The following is a 19,987-nucleotide window of genomic DNA, read 5'->3' as shown; positions in this document are numbered from 1 at the left end:
AAATTAACACCAGAAACAGACTCGTTATCTCGCGCGACGTGCCGCTCCGGGGCGGCGCACGGGACCGCGCCCGCCACCACCCGCCACCACCCGGCGCCCCCGTACACCGTCCACGTGGCGAAAAACACCGAGCGGCCCCGGATACACCGCCGTATGGTTGCCGGCATGCAGGTGATCCAGTCCACGAAGCTCGCCAACGTCTGCTACGAAATCCGTGGCCCGGTGCTCGAGGAGGCGATGCGGCTGGAGGCGGCAGGACACCGCATCCTCAAGCTCAACACCGGAAATCCGGCGACCTTCGGCTTCGAATGCCCCCCGGAGATCCTCGAGGACATGCTCCGGAACCTCGGCGACGCCCACGGCTACGGCGACGCGAAGGGCCTGCTGTCCGCGCGGCGCGCGGTGATGCAGCACTACCAGACCCAGGGCATCGACCTCGACGTCGAGGACATCTTCCTCGGCAACGGCGTCTCGGAGCTGATCCAGATGTCGATGCAGGGGCTGCTGGACGACGGCGACGAGGTGCTCGTCCCCGCCCCCGACTATCCGCTGTGGACCGCCGCGGTCTCGCTCGCCGGCGGCACCGCCGTCCACTACCGCTGCGATGAGCAGGCGGACTGGTTGCCGGACCTCGCCGACATCGAGCGCAAGGTCACCGACCGCACCAAGGCGCTCGTCATCATCAACCCGAACAACCCCACGGGCGCCGTCTACGGCGAGGAGATCCTGCGCGGCCTCACCGACATCGCCCGCCGCCACCAGCTGATCGTCTGTTCCGACGAGATCTACGACAAGATCCTCTACGACGGCGCCACCCACACCCCGACCACCGCCGTCGCCCCGGACCTGCTGACCCTCACCTTCAACGGGCTCTCCAAGGCGTACCGGGTGGCGGGCTACCGCAGCGGCTGGCTCGCGGTCTGCGGCCCCAAGTCGCACGCCTCCAGCTATCTGGAGGGGCTGACGATCCTGGCCAATATGCGGCTGTGCGCCAATATGCCGGCGCAGCACGCGGTGGCCACGGCGCTCGGCGGCCGTCAGTCGATCAACGACCTGGTGCTCCCGGGCGGTCGGCTGGTGGAGCAGCGGGACACGGCGTACGAGCTGCTGACCCAGATCCCGGGCGTCACCTGCGTGAAGCCCAAGGGCGCGCTGTACGCGTTCCCGAAGCTGGACCCCAAGGTCTACAAGATCAAGGACGACCGGCAGATGGTCCTGGATCTGCTGCGGGCCGAGAAGATCATGATCGTGCACGGCACGGGGTTCAACTGGCCCGAGCCGGATCACTTCCGCATCGTGACGCTGCCCGCCAAGAAGGATCTCGCCGACGCGGTGACCAGGATCGGGAACTTCCTGGACGGATACGGCCAACCCTGATCTTTTAGTTACCGCTCAACTTTAGACAGAGTCTAAGTTAGGATGGCCTCCTCACCTCTTGGAGGCCATCCATGTACGAACCGATCCGCACCAAGTCGGTCCACAGCATGGCCGAGCCCAAGCCCGACTTCCCGCACCGCTCCCGCGAGGAAGAGCTGGACATCCGGCTGGCCGGACATCTGACCGCACTGCTCACCGTGACGGACGAGCTGCGCACCCTCACCCCGGACCCCACCCTCGACGACGCCGCCCAGCGCCTCGCCGAGCAGGCCACCCGCCTCCGCGACGGCAGCGCCCCGCTGCGCGCGGCCCCCACGGCGGCGGCCACGGACCCGGCGCATATCGCCGCCCTCCACCAGCGCGCCCACACCCTGGCCGGATGGGCCCTGGTGGTGGCCACGTCCCGTGACGACGCGGCGGCCACGACGCTGGCGGCCGAGCGCATGCGCTCCCACGCGACCGCCCTGGGCCTCGCGGCCTGAGCGGACCGCTGCGGGCCTCGCGGCGCCCCGCGGCCCGAGCCGACTCGGCCGCCGGCGTGAGCCGACAGCCGGAGAGACACGCACGGCCGGAGAGACACGCACGGCCGGAGAGACACGCACGGCCGGGGCCCGCGCCCGAAGGCGCGGGCCCCGGCCCACGGAGCGGGGTGGCTCAGCCCAGGCGCTTCACCAGCGCGTGGTACTCGTCCCACATCTCCTTGGGCGTGTGCTCGCCGAAGGTGTTGAGGTGGTCCGGCACCAGCCCGGCCTCCTCGCGCCAGACCTCCTTGTCGACCGTGAGCAGCAGTTCGAGCGAGGCGTCATCGAGGTCCAGACCGTCGGTGTCCAGCGCCTCGGGCGTCGGCAGCACCCCGATCGGGGACTCCACACCCTCGGCCTTGCCGTCCAGACGGTCGACGATCCACTTCAGCACCCGGCTGTTCTCGCCGAAGCCCGGCCAGACGAAGCGCCCGTCGGCGTCCTTGCGGAACCAGTTGACGTAGTAGATCTTCGGCAGCTTGGCGGCGTCGGCGTTCTTGCCGACCTCCACCCAATGCGCCATGTAGTCGCCCATGTTGTAGCCGCAGAACGGCAGCATGGCGAACGGGTCGCGGCGCAGCTCGCCGACCTTGCCCTCGGCCGCGGCGGTCTTCTCGCTCGCCACGTTGGCGCCGAGGAAGACGCCGTGCTGCCAGTCGAAGGACTCGGTGACGAGCGGGACCGCGCTGGCGCGGCGGCCGCCGAAGAGGATGGCCGAGATCGGCACGCCCTTGGGGTCCTCCCACTCGGGCGCGATGATCGGGCACTGTCCGGCGGGGGTGGTGAAGCGGGCGTTGGGGTGGGCCGCGGGCGTCCCGCTCGCCGGGGTCCAGTCGTTGCCCTTCCAGTCGGTGAGGTGGGCGGGCTGCTCCTCGGTCATGCCCTCCCACCACACATCGCCGTCGTCGGTGAGCGCCACGTTGGTGAAGACCGAGTTCCCCCACAGGGTCTTCATCGCGTTGGCGTTGGTGTGCTCACCGGTGCCGGGCGCGACACCGAAGAAGCCCGCCTCGGGGTTGATCGCGTACAGCCGGCCGTCCTCGCCGAACCGCATCCAGGCGATGTCGTCGCCGATCGTCTCGACCGTCCAGCCCCGGATGGTGGGCTCCAGCATCGCGAGGTTGGTCTTGCCGCACGCGCTCGGGAACGCCGCGGCCACGTACTTCGACTCCCCGCGCGGCGGGGTGAGCTTGAGGATCAGCATGTGCTCGGCGAGCCAGCCCTCGTCCCGCGCCATCACCGAGGCGATGCGCAGGGCGTAGCACTTCTTGCCGAGCAGGGCGTTGCCGCCGTAGCCGGAGCCGTACGACCAGATCTCCCGCGTCTCCGGGAAGTGCGAGATGTACTTGGTCGGGTTGCACGGCCAGGGCACATCGGCCTGGCCCGGCTCCAGCGGGGCGCCGAGGGTGTGGACGGCCTTGACGAAGAAGCCCTCGTCCCCGAGGACGTCGAGGACCTCCTGCCCCATGCGGGTCATGGTGCGCATGGAGACGGCCACGTAGGCGGAGTCGGTGATCTCGACGCCGATCGCGGAGAGCGGCGAGCCGAGCGGGCCCATGCAGAAGGGCACGACGTACATGGTCCGGCCGCGCATCGAACCCCGGAAGACGCCCTGCTCCCCGGAGAAGATCTCGCGCATCTCCTCGGGGTGTTTCCAGTGGTTCGTCGGGCCCGCGTCCGCCTCCTTCTCGGAGCATATGAACGTACGGTCCTCGACGCGCGCCACATCGCTCGGATCGGACGCGGCGTAGTACGAGTTGGGGCGCTTGATCGAGTCAAGGCGCTTGAAGGTGCCCTTCTCGACGAGCTCCGCGCACAGGCGGTCGTACTCCGCCTCCGAGCCGTCGCACCACACCACCCGGTCCGGCTGGGTGAGGGCGGCGATCTCGCCGACCCAGGAGACCAGCTCCTGGTGGTTCGTGGGGCTCGGGGTGGTCGTGAGGGAGGAAGCCACATTGCTGGGCGCCACGATCGCTCCATCCCGCCGGAACCGCACTCGCTCCGGCGTCTTGATTGAGGGTTTGGACGGATATGTGCACTCATATCCGTTTATGGAGACAGCTACCCCTTGGGGGCTGCGACCCGGATGCTCAGCTCATCCGGTGCCGACCGCGCTCATTTGATCATCCGACTGTACGGGCCATCTGTCCAGTGGGCGCCCTGGTGACCATCACCACTCGACATGAACCGGTAACTTACGGTGGCGTAGGTAGCATGAGCGCCATGACTGCCGCCGCGCCCGATGCCGCCGTTGAGAATCCCCCAGGGCCCCAAGCGGTCCCGCCGCTCCCACTGAAGCCGATGCTGCGCGGCTGGCTGCACGCCGGCATGTTCCCCGCGGCGCTGGTCTCGGGCGTGGTGCTGACAGCCCTCGCCGACAGCCCGCGCGGACGGCTGGCCTGCGCCATCTACACGCTCACGGCATGCGCGCTGTTCGGCACCAGCGCCCTCTACCACCGGGGCAATTGGGGGCCGCGCACCGCCGCGGTGCTGCGGCGGCTGGACCACGCCAATATCTTCCTGATCATCGCGGGCACTTATACGCCCTTCACGCTGCTACTCCTGCCGCAGGGCAAACAGCAGTTGCTGCTGTGGCTGGTGTGGGCCGGGGCGCTCGCCGGAATCGCCTTCCGGGTCTTCTGGGTCGGCGCCCCGCGCTGGCTGTACACCCCGTGCTACATCGCGCTGGGCTGGGCGGCCATCTTCTTCCTGCCCGACTTCCTGCGCACCGGCGGCATCGCCGTGATGACACTGATCGTCGTCGGCGGGCTGCTCTACAGCGTGGGCGCGGTGATCTACGGCACCAAGCGCCCGAACCCCTCACCCCGCTGGTTCGGCTTCCACGAGGTGTTCCACAGCTTCACGCTGGCCGCCTTCGTCGTGCACTACGTCGGCATCTCCCTGGTGGCCTATCAGCACGCCTGAGCGGCCGATCGACCGATAGACACCCCTGATTGACAGCCCACATCTTTTGAGAGTTACTGTCATTTGACGGTAACTCTCGGAGGTGTGCCATGTCCGCTGCCCCGGACCCGCGCCCGGCTCCACGCCCGGACCCGCGCCTGGTCCACGCCCGGACCCGCGCCTGGGTCCCCTCTCGGACCCGCGCCCGGACCCCGCGTCGCTGGTGGACCCTCGCGGCCCTCGTCGCCAGCACCCTGGTGATCGGGTTCGACACCACGATCCTCAACATCGCCCTGCCGACCATGGCCTCGGCCCTCCACGCCGACATCGGCGAACAGCAGTGGATCGTCGACTCCTACACGGTCGTGTTCGCCGCCGCGATGCTTCCGGCGGGCCTCCTCGGCGACCGGTTCGGCCGCCGCCGCATGCTCATCACCGGTCTGCTGATCTTCCTGACCGGGGCGCTCATCGGAGCGCTGGTCTCCACCCCCGCCCCGGTCGTTGTCGCGCGCCTGGTCATGGGGCTGGGCGCCGCACTGGTCATGCCGCTGTCCATGGCGGTCCTGCCCACCTTCTTCGGTCCCGGCGAACGGTCCAGGGCGATCGCGGCCCTGAGCGCCGCGATGGGGCTCCGCATGCCGCTCGGCCCCCTCGTCGGCGGCTGGCTCCTCGACCACTTCTGGTGGGGATCGATCTTCCTGATCAACCTTCCCCTCGTCGCGATCGCCATCCTGGCCTGCCTCTTCCTGCTCCCCGAAACCCGCGACCCGGCGGCCCCCAGGATCGACCTCACCAGCACCGCGCTCAGCGTCGGCGGGCTCATCGCGCTCGTCACGGGGCCTCATCGAGGCCCCGTCCCGGGGCTGGACCCATCCGCTGATCCTCACCGCCTTCGCCGCGTCCGTCGCCCTGCTCACCGGGCTCACCCTGCGCGAGCGGCAGTCGGCGCGGCCGATGCTCGACCTGGGGCTGCTGTTCCGGCCCTCGTTCCTGTGGAACGCCGTCGCCATCACGCTGGTGGGCTTCTCACTGCTGGGGCTGCTGTTCGTCCTGCCGCAGTACCTCCAGGCCGTCCTCGGCAACGACGCCTTCGGCACCGGGGTGCGGCTGCTGCCGATGATGGCCGGACTCCTGCTGTCGCGATCCTCCTGCCCCGTACGGTTCCCGCCGATCAAGGCGCCATGGCCCAGGAGACCGCCGATGCCCGACAATGAGATCCATGGCTTCCGCACGTACGACGTCCGCGCGGCCCAAGCTCGGGTTGCGCGAACGCAAGAAGATCCAGACCCGGCAGGCGATCCGGCGCGCCGCCTACCGGCTGTTCACCGAGCAGGGCTACGACGCGACCCCGGTGGACCGCATCGCGGAGGCCGCCGATGTCTCCCCCAGCACCGTCTTCCGCTACTTCCCCACCAAGGAGGACATCGTCCTCTCCGACGAGTACGACGATGTCCTGCTCGCCGCGCTCCGGGAGCGGCCCCTGGACGAACCGCCGGTCGCCTCGCTGCGGCGCGTCCTGCTCGACCTGTTCCGGCACTTCGCCGGTGACGAGCGGCGGGAGATGCTGGTCCGCCTCACCCTGATCCGCCAGGTACCGGGGCTGCGCGCCCGTATGAGCGAGAGCATGTCCCGGACCGGCGACCTACTCGCCGAGGTCCTGGCCGAGCGCAGCGACCGGTCACCGGAGGACTTCGAGGTGCGGGTGGTGGTCGGAGCCGTCCTGGGCGTCCTCCAGGAAGCGCTCTTCCACTGCGCCGACCAGAGCACGGCGGAGGACGCGGCGATGGCGGCCATGGAGGAGAGCATCGACCACGCCCTGGACCTGCTGTCCCGGGGCCTCCCGCTGTAGCACCGCCCCCTGGGCCGGGGCGGCCCCGAATGGGCTCCGTAGCGGGCCCGTAGCGGGCCCGGCTCAGCCCCATTCGGATGGTGGCGGCGTGAGCCGGCGCACCAGGCAAGGGGGCTCTCACAGTACCTGGATCACCAGGGTCTCCCAGACGTCCAGAACGCCTGTCAACCTGTTTGAGTCGGTTCCCAGCCGCACAGCGGAGAAGTAATGGATCCACGGGAGGCGCGCACGGCGGCCGCCCGAGAACCCCTCCCAGGCGTCCTGAACGAAAGCGCCGACAACACTCCATGGACACGCACCGCAGCTTTACCCCCCATCAGTTCAATTCAGCCGCACCGGACGCGCGACCGTGTCAGCACATGCTTCACGACAGAAGGAACGAAGACCATTGGCGGATAGCCATTTCACCACTCACTCAGACCTTTTCGATCTGAGTGGCAAGTGCGCACTTGTCACTGGCGGCACCAGGGGCATTGGGATGATGATAGCGCGCGGCCTTCTACAGGCGGGCGCCCGCGTCATCATCAGCTCACGCAAGGCAGACGCGTGCGCGGAGGCACAGCATCTGCTGTCCGAATTCGGCGACGTTCAGGCAATCCCCGCCGACCTGTCCAGGTACGACGAGTGTCAGCGCCTCGCTGATCTTGTCAAGGTCGACTCGGAACGGCTGGACATCCTCGTCAACAACGCGGGAGCGATGTGGCGCGAGCCGCTGGAGACGTTCCCGAACGAGGCCTGGGACGCAGTGATCGACCTCAACCTCAAGTCGCCGTTCTGGCTGGTGCAGGCGCTGCTCCCCGCACTTCGCAGGGCGGGCACCGCCGATGATCCCGCGCGGATCATCAACATCGGCAGTATCGCCGCCGTCCACGTCGCCGAGTCGCCCAACTACTCTTACGCCAGCAGCAAAGCGGCACTCCATCAACTCACCAGGGTGCTGGCCAGAGAACTGGGCCCACAGCACGTCACGGTGAACGCGGTAGCCCCGGGGCCGTTCCCGTCACAGATGATGGCGTCCACGCTCGATGCCATCGGCGACACGATCGCGGCGAAGGCCCCTCTGCGTCGGCTCGGCCGCGACGACGACATGGCGGGTATCGCCGTGTTCCTCGCTAGCCGGGCCGGCTCCTACCTCACGGGCACCATCATCCCGATCGACGGCGGCATCGCCACGACCGCATCAGGTACGTAGGCGTCGGCGCGGGGCCTTGGTGGGGCGGGTGGCGGGCCGGTTCGGGCGGGCTGAGCGGCGGCGCCGGGTGCGGGAGTACGTCTCGGGGCTGGTGGCGGGGTTGCCGCGGTCGGCCTACCGATCAGCACGCGGTCACGCGCTGATCGACCCGGAGCTCTACCTACCGCGGTCGTGGACCGACGACCGCGGCCGGTGCCGGGCAGCGGGAATCGAGAGCCAGGACCAGTTCCACGTACTGGCCACCCGCCGCGACGACGTACCAGGCCCGCGACCACCGGGCCTGGTACGCCCACACCACCCTGTCCATGCTGGCCGCCGCATGGCCGGCCGGCCCCCGCGCCGCGGTCGCCCCGCAGACGGCCTCGGCAAACACCACGCCCGGCTCGAAGACCTGATCAACTACCCGATCGCGGGGTCGGCCCCGCTACGCCGGCTTGGCGCGACGACTACATGGCGGGTATCGCCGTGTTCCTCGCCAGTCGGGCCGGGTCCTACCTGACGGGCGGAGGGGGTGCGTAGCCGTCGGGGTACCAGCAGAACCTCCCTTCGCCCGCGGACAGGGCCTATGGTGAGGGGGTGGCCACGATCGATCTGCGCACTGAGATCAAGGAATTCCTGAGCTCGCGTCGCGCGCGGATCGCGCCCGAGCGGGCCGGGCTGCCCGCCTACGGCGGCAACCGCCGGGTCAAAGGTCTGCGTCGCGAAGAGGTAGCTCTGCTGGCAGGGGTATCGGTCGACTACTACGTGCGTATGGAGCGCGGCAGCCTCACCGGCGCCTCCGACGGGGTGCTCGACGCGTTGGCCTCCGCCTTGCAACTTGACGAGGCCGAGCGCGATCACCTATTCCACCTTGCGCGGCAGTCCAGGACGCCCAGCGGTCCACGCCGTCGGCGACCGGCCGCGACGGTGCGTCCGGCGCTTCAGCAGGTGCTCGACGCCATCACCGATGCGCCGGCTTGGATTTGCAACGGCCGTTATGACGTGCTGGCCATGAATCAACCTGCCCGCGCGCTGTATTCACCGGTGCTGGCCGACACGCGACGGCCGGCGAACACCGCGCGGTTCGTGTATCTAGATCCCGAGGCGGCAAAGACGTTCTTCGTCGACTATGACCGAATCGCCTGCGATGTGGCCGCGAAGCTACGCATGGAAGCCGGCCGCGATCCGCACGACGAAGAGTTGATGGCCCTAGTCGATGAACTATCAACACGCAGTGAACTATTTCGGCAGCGGTGGGCATCTCAGGACGTTCGGCTCCACCGGTCCGGACGCAAGCGTGTGCACCATCCGGTAGTGGGTCAGCTCGACCTGGACGTCGAGTCGATGGAGATGCCTGCCGAACCCGGCCTGCTCCTGAATGTCTACACCGCGCCCGCTGGCACGGCGACCGCGGACGGTCTAGCCCTATTGGTGTCGTGGGCGGCTAGTCAGGAGAGGCTAGCGACCGAGATTCAAGCGCTCAGCTGATATTCCGGCAAACCCAGTCGGGATCGCCGTAGTACTCGCCGAAATCGGGCGGATATGGCTGAGTACGGCGGGCGGCCACCGGTAATCACCGACGACATGCCGCACACCGTGCCGCGCCGACGCGCGAAGCGCGAGTCCGTCGAGGACATCCGCCGGGATCTCTACATCCCGACCGGCAAACGCCGGGGGAAGAACCCCAGCATCGCCAGCATCTACCGGGCCCTGGCCGAGCACGAGAAACGGCAGGCTCACCCCGAGGCTGGGCGCTCGCCGACGCGACCGGGATGCCGATCTCCGGCGCCCGCAGTTCCTACACGGTCGAGGAGATCGCCGCCGTCGCCCGACGTATCGGTCGTCAGCCGCGGTTCTGTGCCGAGGACACCAGCACCGACTGACCTGTTCACAGGCGTGCGCCCGTATCCATCGCGGGCTTGGATACGTCTTCCGTTGCCGACGAGGAGCGGTCGGAACACCCAGCCTGACCTGCGGATCTTGACTTAGCGCCAACGGCTGCACCGCTGTGCTCACCCCCAAGCCCCACCGTGGCCCCGGGCTCCGGCCCGTCGAGGCTCCGGACAGGCCCCGTCGCGGGCACGGACTCCGGCCCGTCGAGGCTCCGGACAGACCCCGCCGCGGGCATGGGACCCGGCTCCGGACAGGTCCATCGCGGCCCCGGCCCCCGACCTCGCGGCCCCGACCCCCGGCCCCGGGCCCCGGCCTCGCGGCCCCGGGTCCCGGGCTGTCGCGGCTCCCGGCCCCGGCGGCGGGACCACGCACCGTACGTCGGCAGATCCGGTCCCGCCCCCGGTCAACCCCCCAGCTTGGCCGTCAGGGCCTCGACGTCGGCCGTGGGCGCGTCGCAGGTGAAGCCGCGGCAGACGTAGGCCGCGGGGCGGCCCTCCAGGAGGGGGCGGTCCTGGAGGAGCGGGATCTCGCCGGAGCCGGGCTCGCCGACCGCGACGACCGCCCCGGGGGCGGTGGCGAGCAGCGCAGCGCGGTGCAGGGCGCGAGTCGCCGGGTCGTCACCGGGGCCGACCACGGCCACCTCGCGCGGCCCGTCGAGCCGGGCCTCGGCCACGGCCAGGCCCCAGCCGATGAAGCGGGGCACCCGGGAGCCGAGGGCCCGCACCACGGCGAGGGCGCGCTCGGCACCCTCCCGATGGCGCGCTCCACCGGTGATGGCGGCGTAGGACAGCAGGGCCCCGGCGGCGGCCGTCCAGCCGGACGGTGCCGCGTTGTCCGTCGGGTCCTGGGGGCGGCGGATGAGCGTCTCGGCGTCATCGGCGGTGTCGAACAGCGTGCCGTCCTCGTCGGTGAACCGGCTCAGCACGGTGTCCAGCAGTAGCCCGGCGAACTCCACCCACGCGCCGTCCCCGGTGACGGCGGACAGCGCGAGGAAGCCCTCGGCCACATCCCCGTAGTCCTCGAGCACGCCCGCGTGGCCGCCCGCGGTGCCGTTGAGCGAGGTGCGGGCCAGCCGCCCGCGCTGGTCCATGTGGATGCGGACCAGCAGCTCGGCGGCCTCGGTCGCGGCGTTCACCAGGTCGGGGCGGTCGAAATAGGCGCCGGTCTCGGCGAGCGCCGCGATGGCCAGCCCGTTCCACGCCGCGACGATCTTGTCATCGCGGCCGGGGCGGGCCCGCAGCTCCCGGGCGGCCAGCAGCCGCTCCCGCACGGAGGCGATGCGGGTGGCGTCCGTCAGCCGCTCCCCGTCGGGCAGCTGGAGCACGGAGGCCCCGTGCTCGAAGGTGCCCTCACGCGTGACGCCGAAATACCCGGCGGCGAGCTCCGCGTCGGCCTCCCCCAGCACCTCGCTCAGCCGCTCGGGGGTCCACACGTAGTACGCGCCCTCGACATGCCTGCCGGTGCCGTCGTCGCTGTCGGCGTCCAGCGCGGAGGCGAAGCCGCCCTGCTGGGTGCGCAGCTCGCGGACCATGAAGTCCGCCGTCTCCAGGGCGACCCGGCGCGCGAGGTCCGAGCCGGTGGCCCGCCACAGATGGGCGTAGACCCGGCACAGCAGCGCGTTGTCGTACAGCATCTTCTCGAAGTGCGGCACGGTCCAGGTGGCGTCGACGGAATAGCGGGCGAAACCGCCGCCGAGCTGGTCGTAGATACCCCCGCGGGCCATCGCCTCGCAGGTGGCCGACACCATCTGGAGCGCACCCTCGGAGCCGGTGCGGGCGTGGTGGCGGAGCAGGAACTCCAGCGCCATGGACGGCGGGAACTTCGGCGCACCGCCGAACCCGCCGCGGGTGGTGTCGAATTCGCGGGTCAGCGCCATGAGCGCACTGTGCAGATCCTCCTCGCCGGGCGGCTGCGGCGCGTCCGAACCCAGGGCGATACCGCCGCGCTGGGACAGGTCCTCCACGATCCGGCCGGCGACGTCCCGCACCTCGTCGCGGCGGTCCGACCAGGCTGTGCTCACCCCCTCCAGCACCTGCCGGAAGGACGGCATCCCGGGCCGGGGGCGGGGCGGGAAGTACGTGCCGAAGTAGAAGGGCTGGGCCTCGGGGGTCAGGAAGACGGTCATGGGCCAGCCGCCCTGGCCGGTGGCGGCCTGCACCGCCTCCATGTACACCGCGTCGACGTCCGGCCGCTCCTCGCGGTCGACCTTCACGGAGACGAAGTGGGCGTTGAGGTAATCGGCGGTCGCCTTGTCCTCGAACGACTCGTGCGCCATGACATGGCACCAGTGGCAGCTCGAATAGCCGACGCTCAGCAGCACGGGCACCCCGCGGCGACGCGCTTCCTCGAACGCCTCGTCCGACCACGGCCACCAGTCGACCGGGTTCTCGGCGTGTTGGAGCAGATAGGGGGACGTTTCGTGCGCCAGACGGTTCGGCATGGCTCCATCCTCCCCCACCCGGCGAGACAGGCGAAGTTATCCACAGGGGAGTTATCCACAGGACTGCCGGATAAGAGCCAGAAACGGGAGACTGATGGCACTGCGCAGGAGGGGGATCACCATGCCGGGGTCACTGGCGGTGCTGCGGGACAGCCACCGGACGGAAGTCGAGCGACTGCTGTCGCGGGCCGTGGAGGAGGAGGTGCGCCGCTCGGGCGGGCGCACCGACGGCGGGGTGCTGCTCAGCCGGGCGCGCGGCGCGCTCGGCGAGATCACCGCCGCCGCCGCGGAGGAGTACGGGGCGTATGTGCGCGCGCTGGACGAGTCGGACGCGGGCAGCAGACCGCTGTCCGCCCGGCTGTCGCGCGGGCAGCTGGGCACCCCGGCACTGGCCGCGGCGGTCGCCGCGGTGGCGGCCTTCGGCGCCGATCTCGGGTACGGCACCTCGGCGGGCACGGCGCTGGGGGCGGGGGTCACGGCCGTCGTGGCCGGGTCGGTCGCGGCCGTCGTCAAGCTCACCGCGAGCCACTGGCCGGCCGCCCACCGCCAGGCCGCACTGCGCAACCAGCCCGGTGGGGCCGAGCAGTTGCGGCTCCAGTGGCTCACGGCGGTCGAGGTGCGGGGCATCCGGCCGTTCATCGACCAGCACCGGATGACCACGGCCGCCACCCGCCAGGGCGGCGGTTCGGCGAAGCGCTCCGCCTCCGCCACCGGGCAGCCGAAGCTGCGCGGCGCGGACCGCAGCCAGGCGGCCCGCAGGCGCACCGTGCTGGAGCAGTCCTTCGCCCATCTCCCCGAGGCGGACGGCCCGTTCGCCGGGCGCCATGCGCAGATCACCCAGATCGCGCAGTGGGTGCGGCAGGCCCGCGCGTCCACCGAGACCAAGCCCACGGTGGTGCTGCTGGAGGGCCCGCCGGGCTCCGGCCGGACGATGCTGGCCGTGCGGGCGGCCCACCATCTGCGCGATGAGTTCCGCGGCGCTTGTCTGGTCGATCTGCGCGGCGACAGCCCCGAGCACGCCCCGCTGCCCACCCGCGACGCGCTGCTGCATCTGCTGAACCGGCTCGGCGCACCCCGTGACCAGCTGCTCTTCCGGGAGCGCTCCTCGCAGGACCAGCACATCAGACGGCTCACCGAGCTGTATCACCAGTATCTGACCGGGCTGCCGGTCACCATCGTGCTCGATGACGCCCGCGACGCCGAGCAGGTGCGCACGCTGATCCCCGAGCGGTCCGACGGCCTGGTCCTGATCACCTCGCGCACCCCGCTCGGCCTGCCGGACGACCTCGCCGCCTGGGTCCACCGGATCGAGGTGGGCCCGCTGGACGAGCCGGGCGCCGAGGAGCTGCTGCGGGCCTCCGCCGAGGAGCCCTCCGGCGCGGGCCCCTACGACGGGCAGTCCGTGGAGCGGATCGCCGAGCTGTGCGGGCGGCTGCCGCTGGCGCTGCGGATCGCGGGCTCCTCGCTCGGCCCCCGCTCCCCCGCCGCCCTGGTCACCGACCTGGAGGCGTACGGCCCGGTGGGCGCGATCGAGCGCACCCTGTGGCTGCGCTACACCGACCAGCAGGAGGGCGCCAGGCGGCTGCTGCGCCGGCTGGCGCTGGCCGGGCGGGCCAGCCTGGGCGGCGCGGCGGCCGCGGCGCTGCTGGACGCCGATGAGCAGGAGGCCGGCCGCCATCTGGAGGCGCTCGGCCGGGCCGGGCTGATCCAGCATGTGCGCGGCAGCCGCTACCGCCTCCATGACCTGGTGCGCTCCTTCGCCCACGCCCGGCTGCTGGACGAGGAGCAGCCGGAGCAGCGCACCGCCGCGCAGGAGCGGCTGATCCGCAGCTATGCCGAGCTCGCGGACTCGGTGATCCGGCTGGTCGACGGCAAGACCTCCACCCGTGCCGACATCTTCGGCAAGGGCGCCGCCCATGGCTTCGCCTCGCTGGACGCGGCGCTGCGCTGGCTGGACGACGAATCGAGCTTCATCACCGCCGCGCTGCGCCATGCCGAGGGTGTGGACCAGTCCGCGGTGCTCCACCTCCTGGGCGCGCTGTGCGACTACTGCCTGCTGCGCGGCGATCTCTACCGGCTGGGCGAGATCAGCGAGCTCACCCAGGCCGTCGACCAGGGCCTGCTGATGCGGTCCGTGCAGTGGCGCACCGGTATCGCGGCCCGCCAGCTCGGCGAGCTGGACCAGGCCCGCACCACGCTCTCCTCGGTGGTGGACCTGTATTTCGAGGCCCAGCACCAGGCGGGCGCGGCCCGTGCCCTGTGCAGTCTCGGCATCACCCTGCACCACCAGGGCAATCTCGTGGAAGCCGCGGCGAAGCTGCGCGAGGCGCTGGAGCTCCAGCGGGCCGAGGAGCTGCGCGGCGACCGGGCCTGGACGATGCACGCCCTGGCGGCGGTGGAGCGCGACCGCGGCGGGCTGGCCGAGGCGCTGGAGCTGTTGGGCGAGGCCCTGGAGCTGCACCAGGAGAGCGAAAGCCTGCACGGCCAGGCATGGGCGCACTTCCAGCTCGGCCAGGCATGTCTGCGGATGGGCGATGTGCCGCGCGCCGAGACCGAGCTGGGGGAGGCGCTGGACACCTACAGCCGCACCCATGACCAGCGCGGTGAGGCATGGGCGCTCACCCAGCTCGCCCGCGCCCGGCTGGTGGCCGGGGAGGCGTCGACGGCCGTCGACCAGCTGCGCCAGGCCCTCGCCCGCCACCGGGAGAACGAGGACGCGCGGGGTGAGGCATGGACGCTGTACTACCTGGGCCAGGCGCTGGAGGAGCGCGGCGACCACGACTCGGCGGTGCGCGAGCTGGAGCGGGCCCGCACGATGTTCAGCCGGATGCGGGATGTGTACGGGCTGGCGTGTGCCCGGCATCACTCGGCGCGGGTGACCCGTGATCTGCGGGCGGCGCAGACGGGCTCGCTGCGCAACAGCGGCTTCGCGAGGCAGCTGCTCCAGGACGCGCGGCAGGACTTCCGCCGGGTGGGCGTGGCCCATGGCGAGGCGTGGTCCTGTGTCGAGCTGGCGGTGATCGACGCGGGAAACGGCAAGGCGGCGCAGGCCCTGGATCTGGTGGACGAGGCGGCGGTGCTGTTCGCGGGGTACGGGGACCGGCGCGGCCGCTCCTGGGCCCGGTTCCTGCGCTGCACGCTGCTGCCGTTCGCCTCCGCCGGCGGTTCCGTCATCGGCACGGCGGTGGCCCAGGAGGAGCTGGCGGAGCTGCTGCGGGAGATGCGCGAGGAGGGCACGGCGGGCGATTCCCGGCTGGAGGGGTGCGCGGAGGCGTTCGCGCTGGTGCTGGAGCGCGGCGTCGAGCCGGAGACGGGGTGGCAGGCATGGCAGCTCGGCATGGTGCCGAGCCGCCACTCGCGCGAGGTCATGGCCGTGCTGCCGGACCGGCCTCGCGCCTAGCCGCTCCGCTGGACGTGCGCGGAGATGCCGTCGTTCGTCTGCGACACCATCGTGGCCGGTCGTTTCGAACGGTGGCCGACCTCCGCCGATCCGCTGAGCCACGCGGAGCGCACAGACGGGCCGGGCCGCGGGGTCCGGCCGGGGCCGCCAGGGAGGTCCGGCCGGGTCGTGACCGGGCGTGGGTCCCGCTCGCGGGACACGCGGTCAGGCCCGGCCAGGGGTCAGGGCTGGCCCAGGGAGCTGGGCTGGCCCAGGGGTCAGGCCGTGCGCTCCTCGCCCTTGGCGCCCTTGGCGCCTTCGGTGGAGGCGGCCGCCGCAGCCTTGCCGGGCTCCTCCGGAGCCTCCTCGAAGTTCACCCGCTTCATGTGCTTGTTCATGGACTTCATCAGCAGCCACACCGCCGCGCCGATCACGGCGAAGACGATGAAACCGAGGACGCCCGGGGTCACCTTGTTCTCGTCCAGGTCCTTGGCGAGCGGGACGAGATGCGTCATGGCGAGGGTGCTGGTGGCGCTCATCATGAACTCAATTGTTGCGGATGCCCGCGAAGAGGTCGTCCTCGGGGAGGGAAGTGTCCACGAGCGACTTGGCGAGCTCGTACTCCTCGGTGGGCCAGACCTCCTTCTGGATGTCCATGGGCACCCGGAACCAGCCGCCGTCGGGGTCGATCTGCGTACGGTGCGCGATCAGCGCCTTGTCGCGGATCTCGAAGAAGTCGGCGCAGGGCACATAGGTGGTCAGGGTGCGCTCCGGCCGTCCGAACGTCTTCCAGCGCTCCAGCCACTCCCCGTACGGCGAGTCCAGCCCGCGGGCCAGCAGCGCCTCGTGCAGCGCCATGGTGCGCGCCCGGTTGAAGCCCTGGTTGTAGTAGAGCTTCTGCGGCTGCCAGGGCTCCCCCGCCGCCGGGTACTTCTCGGGGTCACCGGCCGCCTCGAAGGCCACCATCGAGATCTTGTGGGTCATGATGTGGTCGGGGTGCGGATAGCCGCCGTTCTCGTCATAGGTGGTGATCACCTGCGGCTTGAACGTACGGATCAGCTTCACCAGGGGCTCCGCCGCGGCCTCCACGTCCTGGAGCGCGAAGCAGCCCTCGGGCAGGGGCGGCAGCGGATCGCCCTCGGGCAGTCCGGAGTCCACGAAGCCCAGCCACTCCTGCCTGACGCCGAGGATCTGGCGCGCCTCGTCCATCTCCTTGGCGCGGACCTCGTGAATGTGCTCCTCGATGTAGGGGTCACCCTGGAGCTTGGGGTTGAGGATGGAGCCGCGCTCCCCGCCTGTGCAGGTGGCGACCAGCACGTCCACCCCCTCGGACACGTACTTGGCCATGGTGGCCGCGCCCTTGCTCGACTCGTCATCCGGGTGCGCGTGCACGGCCATCAAACGCAGCTGCTCAGTCAAGTTCGATCCTCAGTGATTCGTCGTGGGAGACGGCTTCTATAGTGACCTAAACCGGGGACGAATAATTCCGATCTCTCCCCCAGCAGGAGGAACGCCCATGGCCGCGGTGCGCGAGGGGCTGCCCGACGGGCGTTACGGCCGGTCCGCGGACGCGCGTGCCGACCGGACGCTGAAGATCGTCGGCGCCGTGCTCGGTGCCGGGCTGCTGGCCCTGATCGCGTGGTTCGGGTACGACTACATCGCCGGTCAGGACGTCAGCGGCCGGTTGACCGGTTTCAAGGTGGTCGCCGACGACGCCGTCGAGGTCCGGCTGGAGATCACCAAGGAAAAGGACGCGACCGGCGTCTGCACGGTGCGTACCCTGGACGAGTACCACGACGAGGTGGGCCGGAAGGACTTCACCTTCGGCCAGCACCAGGAGGACATGGTCAAGGTCGTGACCGTACGGACCACGGCCCGGGCGACCAGCGCCGAGTTGATCGACTGCACGCCTGTTCGATAATCGAACAGGACGTGTCGGGTGCGTGCCCCGATCTGACCAGCACTGACGCGATTCCTACGCATTGCGCCCAGTTCCCTCCTCCCCGTTTCTTGCCGGAATTGTTAGGCTCGTGGTTTCGCCCGGCGACGAAGGCGCACCCTTCTGAGTAGGGCGTTCATTTGTATTCCCAGTACCGACGAGGAGCACCTGTGACCCAGACCAGCGAGAACGTCACCTGGCTGACCCAGGAGGCGTACGACCAGCTCAAGGCGGAGCTGGAGTACCTGTCGGGTCCCGCACGTGTCGAGATCGCGAAGAAGATCGAGGCTGCCCGGGAGGAGGGTGACCTCCGGGAGAACGGGGGTTACCACGCCGCCAAGGAGGAGCAGGGCAAGCAGGAGCTCCGAGTGCGTCAGCTGACGCAGCTCCTCCAGCAGGCGAAGGTCGGCGAGGCACCCGCGGACACGGGCGTGGTCGCCCCCGGCATGGTGGTCACCATCGCCTTCGACGGCGACCCCGACGACACCCTGACGTTCCTGCTCGCCTCCCGTGAGTACGCGAGCGCGGACGTCGAGACCTACTCGCCGCAGTCCCCGCTGGGTTCGGGTGTGAACGGCAAGAAGGTCGGCCAGGACGCGGAGTACGAGCTCCCCAACGGCCGCACCGCCTCGGTGCGCATCCTCGAGGCCAAGCCCTACCAGGGCTGAACGCCCGGTGTGGAGCCCCGGCCATGCGGCCGGGGCTCCCCCTCACCACGGGCCGCTCAGGCGGCCGCCGAGCGGTACTTGCGCACCGCCAGCGTCCGGAAGACCACGATGATCAGGGCCGAGTAGATCAGCGACGCCCAGACCGGGTGCTGCATCGGCCAGGCGCCGGACCGCGACAGACCGGGGTCGCCGAAGAGCTGGCGGCACGCCTGCACGGTGGCGCTGAACGGGTTCCACTCGGCGATATGCCGCAGCCACGGGGTCATCTGGCTGGAGTCCACGAAGGCGTTCGAGATGAACGTCACCGGGAACAGCCAGATCAGACCGCCGGAGGTCGCCGCCTCCGGGGTGCGGACGGACAGGCCGATCAGCGCCCCGATCCAGGTGAAGGCGTATCCCAGCAGGAGCAGCAGGCCGAAGCCGCCCAGGATCTTCCCGATGTTGGTCGAGTCCGCGAAGCCGGGGCGCCAGCCCACGATCAGCGCGACGACGGCCAGCACCACCAGGGTGAGCGTCGTCTGCACCAGGTCGGCGAAGGTCCGGCCGGTGAGCACCGCGCCCCGGGCCATCGGCAGCGAGCGGAACCGGTCGATCAACCCCTTGTGCATGTCCTCCGCGATCCCCGCCCCCGCGCCCGCGGTGGCGAAGGTCACGGTCTGCGCGAAGATCCCGGCCATCAGGAAGTTCTTGTAGACGTCCGGGTCGGTGCTGTTGCCGATCTTCATCGAGCCGCCGAAGACGTACGTGAAGAGGATCACGAACATCACCGGCTGAACCAGCCCGAACAGGACCATCTCCGGAATTCTGGTCATCCGGATCAGATTCCGTCGGGCGATGACCAGGGAATCGCTCATCGTGCTCATTTCGCCTCCCCCTTCCCGGCGCCATGGCCGGTGAGCGAGATGAATACGTCGTCCAGGGTCGGGCGGCGCAGCCCGATGTCGTCGATCTCGACACCACGGGTGTCCAGTTCGCGGATGACCTCGGCGAGCAGCTTGGCGCCGCCCACGACCGGGACGGTGACCTTACGGGTGTGCTCCTGCACGGTCGTCTCGCCCTTGCCCAGGACCCGCAGCACCTCCTCGGCGGCCGCGATGTCCTCGCGCTCATGCACCACGACCTCCACGCGCTCGCCGCCCGTACGGGCCTTGAGCTGGTCGGAGGTGCCGCGGGCGATGACCCGGCCACGGTCGATCACGCAGATGTCATGCGCCAGATGGTCCGCCTCCTCCAGATACTGCGTGGTCAGCAGCAGCGTCGTACCGCCGGCCACCAGCTCCTGGATGACCTCCCACAGCGCCTGTCTGTTGCGCGGGTCCAGACCGGTGGTGGGCTCGTCCATGAACATCACGGGCGGGCTGACCACCAGGGCCGCGGCGAGGTCCAGCCGTCGGCGCATCCCGCCGGAGTACGTCTTGGCGGTGCGGTCGGCCGCATCCGCGAGGCTGAACCGCTCCAGCAGCTCACTCGCGCGGGCTTTGGCCTGCCGCGCTCCCATCTGGTAGAGCTGGCCGACCATGTGGAGGTTCTCACGGCCGGTCAGATATTCGTCCACGGCGGCGAACTGGCCGGACAGCCCGATGGAGCGACGGACCTCGTTGGGGTTCTTGAGCACATCCACCCCCGCGACCACCGCCGTTCCGCTGTCCGGGCGCAGCAGCGTGGTGAGCACGCGCACCGCGGTGGTCTTGCCGGCGCCATTGGGGCCGAGCAGTCCGAGCACGGTTCCTTCCGGTACGTCGAGATCGACGCCGTCCAGAGCCTTTACGTCACCGAAGGTCTTCACCAGACCCTCGGCGTGAATAGCGCCTGGCATGTTGGCACTCCCGGGGTTGGGTCAGTTCCA

General features: G+C 70.3%; 15 protein-coding genes and 1 pseudogene. 10 read left to right on the top strand and 6 right to left on the bottom strand.

Annotated elements, in window-relative coordinates:
* Positions 1 to 165: 165 nt before the first annotated feature.
* Both ABD329_RS20100 and ABD329_RS20095 read left to right on the top strand, forming a co-directional pair.
* On the top strand, positions 166 to 1,377 hold the full coding sequence (locus ABD329_RS20100) for a pyridoxal phosphate-dependent aminotransferase (protein WP_198282101.1): 1,212 nt from the start codon (positions 166 to 168) through the stop codon (positions 1,375 to 1,377).
* 71 nt (positions 1,378 to 1,448) lie between these two features.
* Complete coding sequence (locus tag ABD329_RS20095) at positions 1,449 to 1,859, top strand: SCO4983 family protein (RefSeq protein WP_198282102.1); 411 nt, start codon at positions 1,449 to 1,451, stop codon at positions 1,857 to 1,859.
* Between the two features lie 172 nt (positions 1,860 to 2,031).
* Here the strand turns inward: ABD329_RS20095 and ABD329_RS20090 are convergent, their stop codons facing one another.
* Positions 2,032 to 3,867 (bottom strand): phosphoenolpyruvate carboxykinase (GTP), encoded by a 1,836-nt coding sequence (locus ABD329_RS20090; RefSeq protein ID WP_344316706.1) that lies wholly within the window; start codon positions 3,865 to 3,867, stop codon positions 2,032 to 2,034.
* Positions 3,868 to 4,121: 254 nt separating this feature from the next.
* On the opposite strand from ABD329_RS20090, the gene trhA reads away from it, so the two are divergent.
* From trhA to ABD329_RS20065, 5 genes and pseudogenes are all read left to right on the top strand, one after another.
* Positions 4,122 to 4,823, top strand: coding sequence for a PAQR family membrane homeostasis protein TrhA (gene trhA / locus ABD329_RS20085; RefSeq protein ID WP_246619056.1), 702 nt, complete (start codon positions 4,122 to 4,124; stop codon positions 4,821 to 4,823).
* Positions 4,824 to 4,960: 137 nt separating this feature from the next.
* Positions 4,961 to 5,960: pseudogene (locus ABD329_RS20080) on the top strand (MFS transporter); the annotation flags it as partial.
* A 52-nt stretch (positions 5,961 to 6,012) separates the two neighbouring features.
* Positions 6,013 to 6,651, top strand: a complete 639-nt coding sequence (locus ABD329_RS20075; protein WP_198281221.1) for a TetR/AcrR family transcriptional regulator — start codon at positions 6,013 to 6,015, stop codon at positions 6,649 to 6,651.
* A 388-nt stretch (positions 6,652 to 7,039) separates the two neighbouring features.
* Entirely contained in the window at positions 7,040 to 7,843 is an 804-nt protein-coding gene (locus ABD329_RS20070) for an SDR family oxidoreductase (RefSeq protein ID WP_344316705.1), read from the top strand.
* Positions 7,844 to 8,419: 576 nt separating this feature from the next.
* Positions 8,420 to 9,310, top strand: a complete 891-nt coding sequence (locus tag ABD329_RS20065; RefSeq protein ID WP_198277793.1) for an MmyB family transcriptional regulator — start codon at positions 8,420 to 8,422, stop codon at positions 9,308 to 9,310.
* An 808-nt stretch (positions 9,311 to 10,118) separates the two neighbouring features.
* On the opposite strand, the gene ABD329_RS20060 is transcribed toward ABD329_RS20065, so the two are convergent.
* A complete protein-coding gene (locus ABD329_RS20060; RefSeq protein WP_198277794.1) occupies positions 10,119 to 12,155 on the bottom strand; it encodes a thioredoxin domain-containing protein in 2,037 nt (678 codons plus the stop codon).
* Positions 12,156 to 12,276: 121 nt separating this feature from the next.
* Between ABD329_RS20060 and ABD329_RS20055 the strand changes: the two genes are divergently transcribed.
* Positions 12,277 to 15,555 (top strand): tetratricopeptide repeat protein, encoded by a 3,279-nt coding sequence (locus ABD329_RS20055; protein ID WP_198277795.1) that lies wholly within the window; start codon positions 12,277 to 12,279, stop codon positions 15,553 to 15,555.
* Between the two features lie 257 nt (positions 15,556 to 15,812).
* Here the strand turns inward: ABD329_RS20055 and ABD329_RS20050 are convergent, their stop codons facing one another.
* The gene (locus ABD329_RS20050) at positions 15,813 to 16,073 is read right to left on the bottom strand and encodes a hypothetical protein (RefSeq protein ID WP_198277804.1); all 261 of its coding nucleotides are present in this window, start codon (positions 16,071 to 16,073) and stop codon (positions 15,813 to 15,815) included.
* Positions 16,074 to 16,080: 7 nt separating this feature from the next.
* On the bottom strand, positions 16,081 to 16,953 hold the full coding sequence (gene mca / locus ABD329_RS20045) for a mycothiol conjugate amidase Mca (RefSeq protein WP_198277796.1): 873 nt from the start codon (positions 16,951 to 16,953) through the stop codon (positions 16,081 to 16,083).
* Positions 16,954 to 17,050: 97 nt separating this feature from the next.
* On the opposite strand from mca, the gene ABD329_RS20040 reads away from it, so the two are divergent.
* Positions 17,051 to 17,455 (top strand): DUF4307 domain-containing protein, encoded by a 405-nt coding sequence (locus tag ABD329_RS20040; RefSeq protein ID WP_198277797.1) that lies wholly within the window; start codon positions 17,051 to 17,053, stop codon positions 17,453 to 17,455.
* 188 nt (positions 17,456 to 17,643) lie between these two features.
* Positions 17,644 to 18,141 (top strand): transcription elongation factor GreA, encoded by a 498-nt coding sequence (gene greA, locus ABD329_RS20035; protein ID WP_020868807.1) that lies wholly within the window; start codon positions 17,644 to 17,646, stop codon positions 18,139 to 18,141.
* Between the two features lie 56 nt (positions 18,142 to 18,197).
* Here greA and ABD329_RS20030 read toward each other — a convergent pair whose 3' ends face one another.
* Together ABD329_RS20030 and ABD329_RS20025 are read right to left on the bottom strand one after the other, a co-directional pair.
* Positions 18,198 to 19,004, bottom strand: coding sequence for an ABC transporter permease (locus tag ABD329_RS20030; RefSeq protein ID WP_198277798.1), 807 nt, complete (start codon positions 19,002 to 19,004; stop codon positions 18,198 to 18,200).
* Complete coding sequence (locus ABD329_RS20025) at positions 19,001 to 19,957, bottom strand: ATP-binding cassette domain-containing protein (RefSeq protein ID WP_198277799.1); 957 nt, start codon at positions 19,955 to 19,957, stop codon at positions 19,001 to 19,003. Before ABD329_RS20025 ends, ABD329_RS20030 begins: the two co-directional genes overlap by 4 nt.
* Between the last annotated feature and the right edge of the window lie 30 nt (positions 19,958 to 19,987).

The sequence above is a fragment of the Streptomyces javensis genome, from assembly GCF_039525925.1.
GTDB lineage: Bacteria > Actinomycetota > Actinomycetes > Streptomycetales > Streptomycetaceae > Streptomyces > Streptomyces asiaticus.
This window is presented reverse-complemented; position numbering and strand designations above follow the sequence as displayed.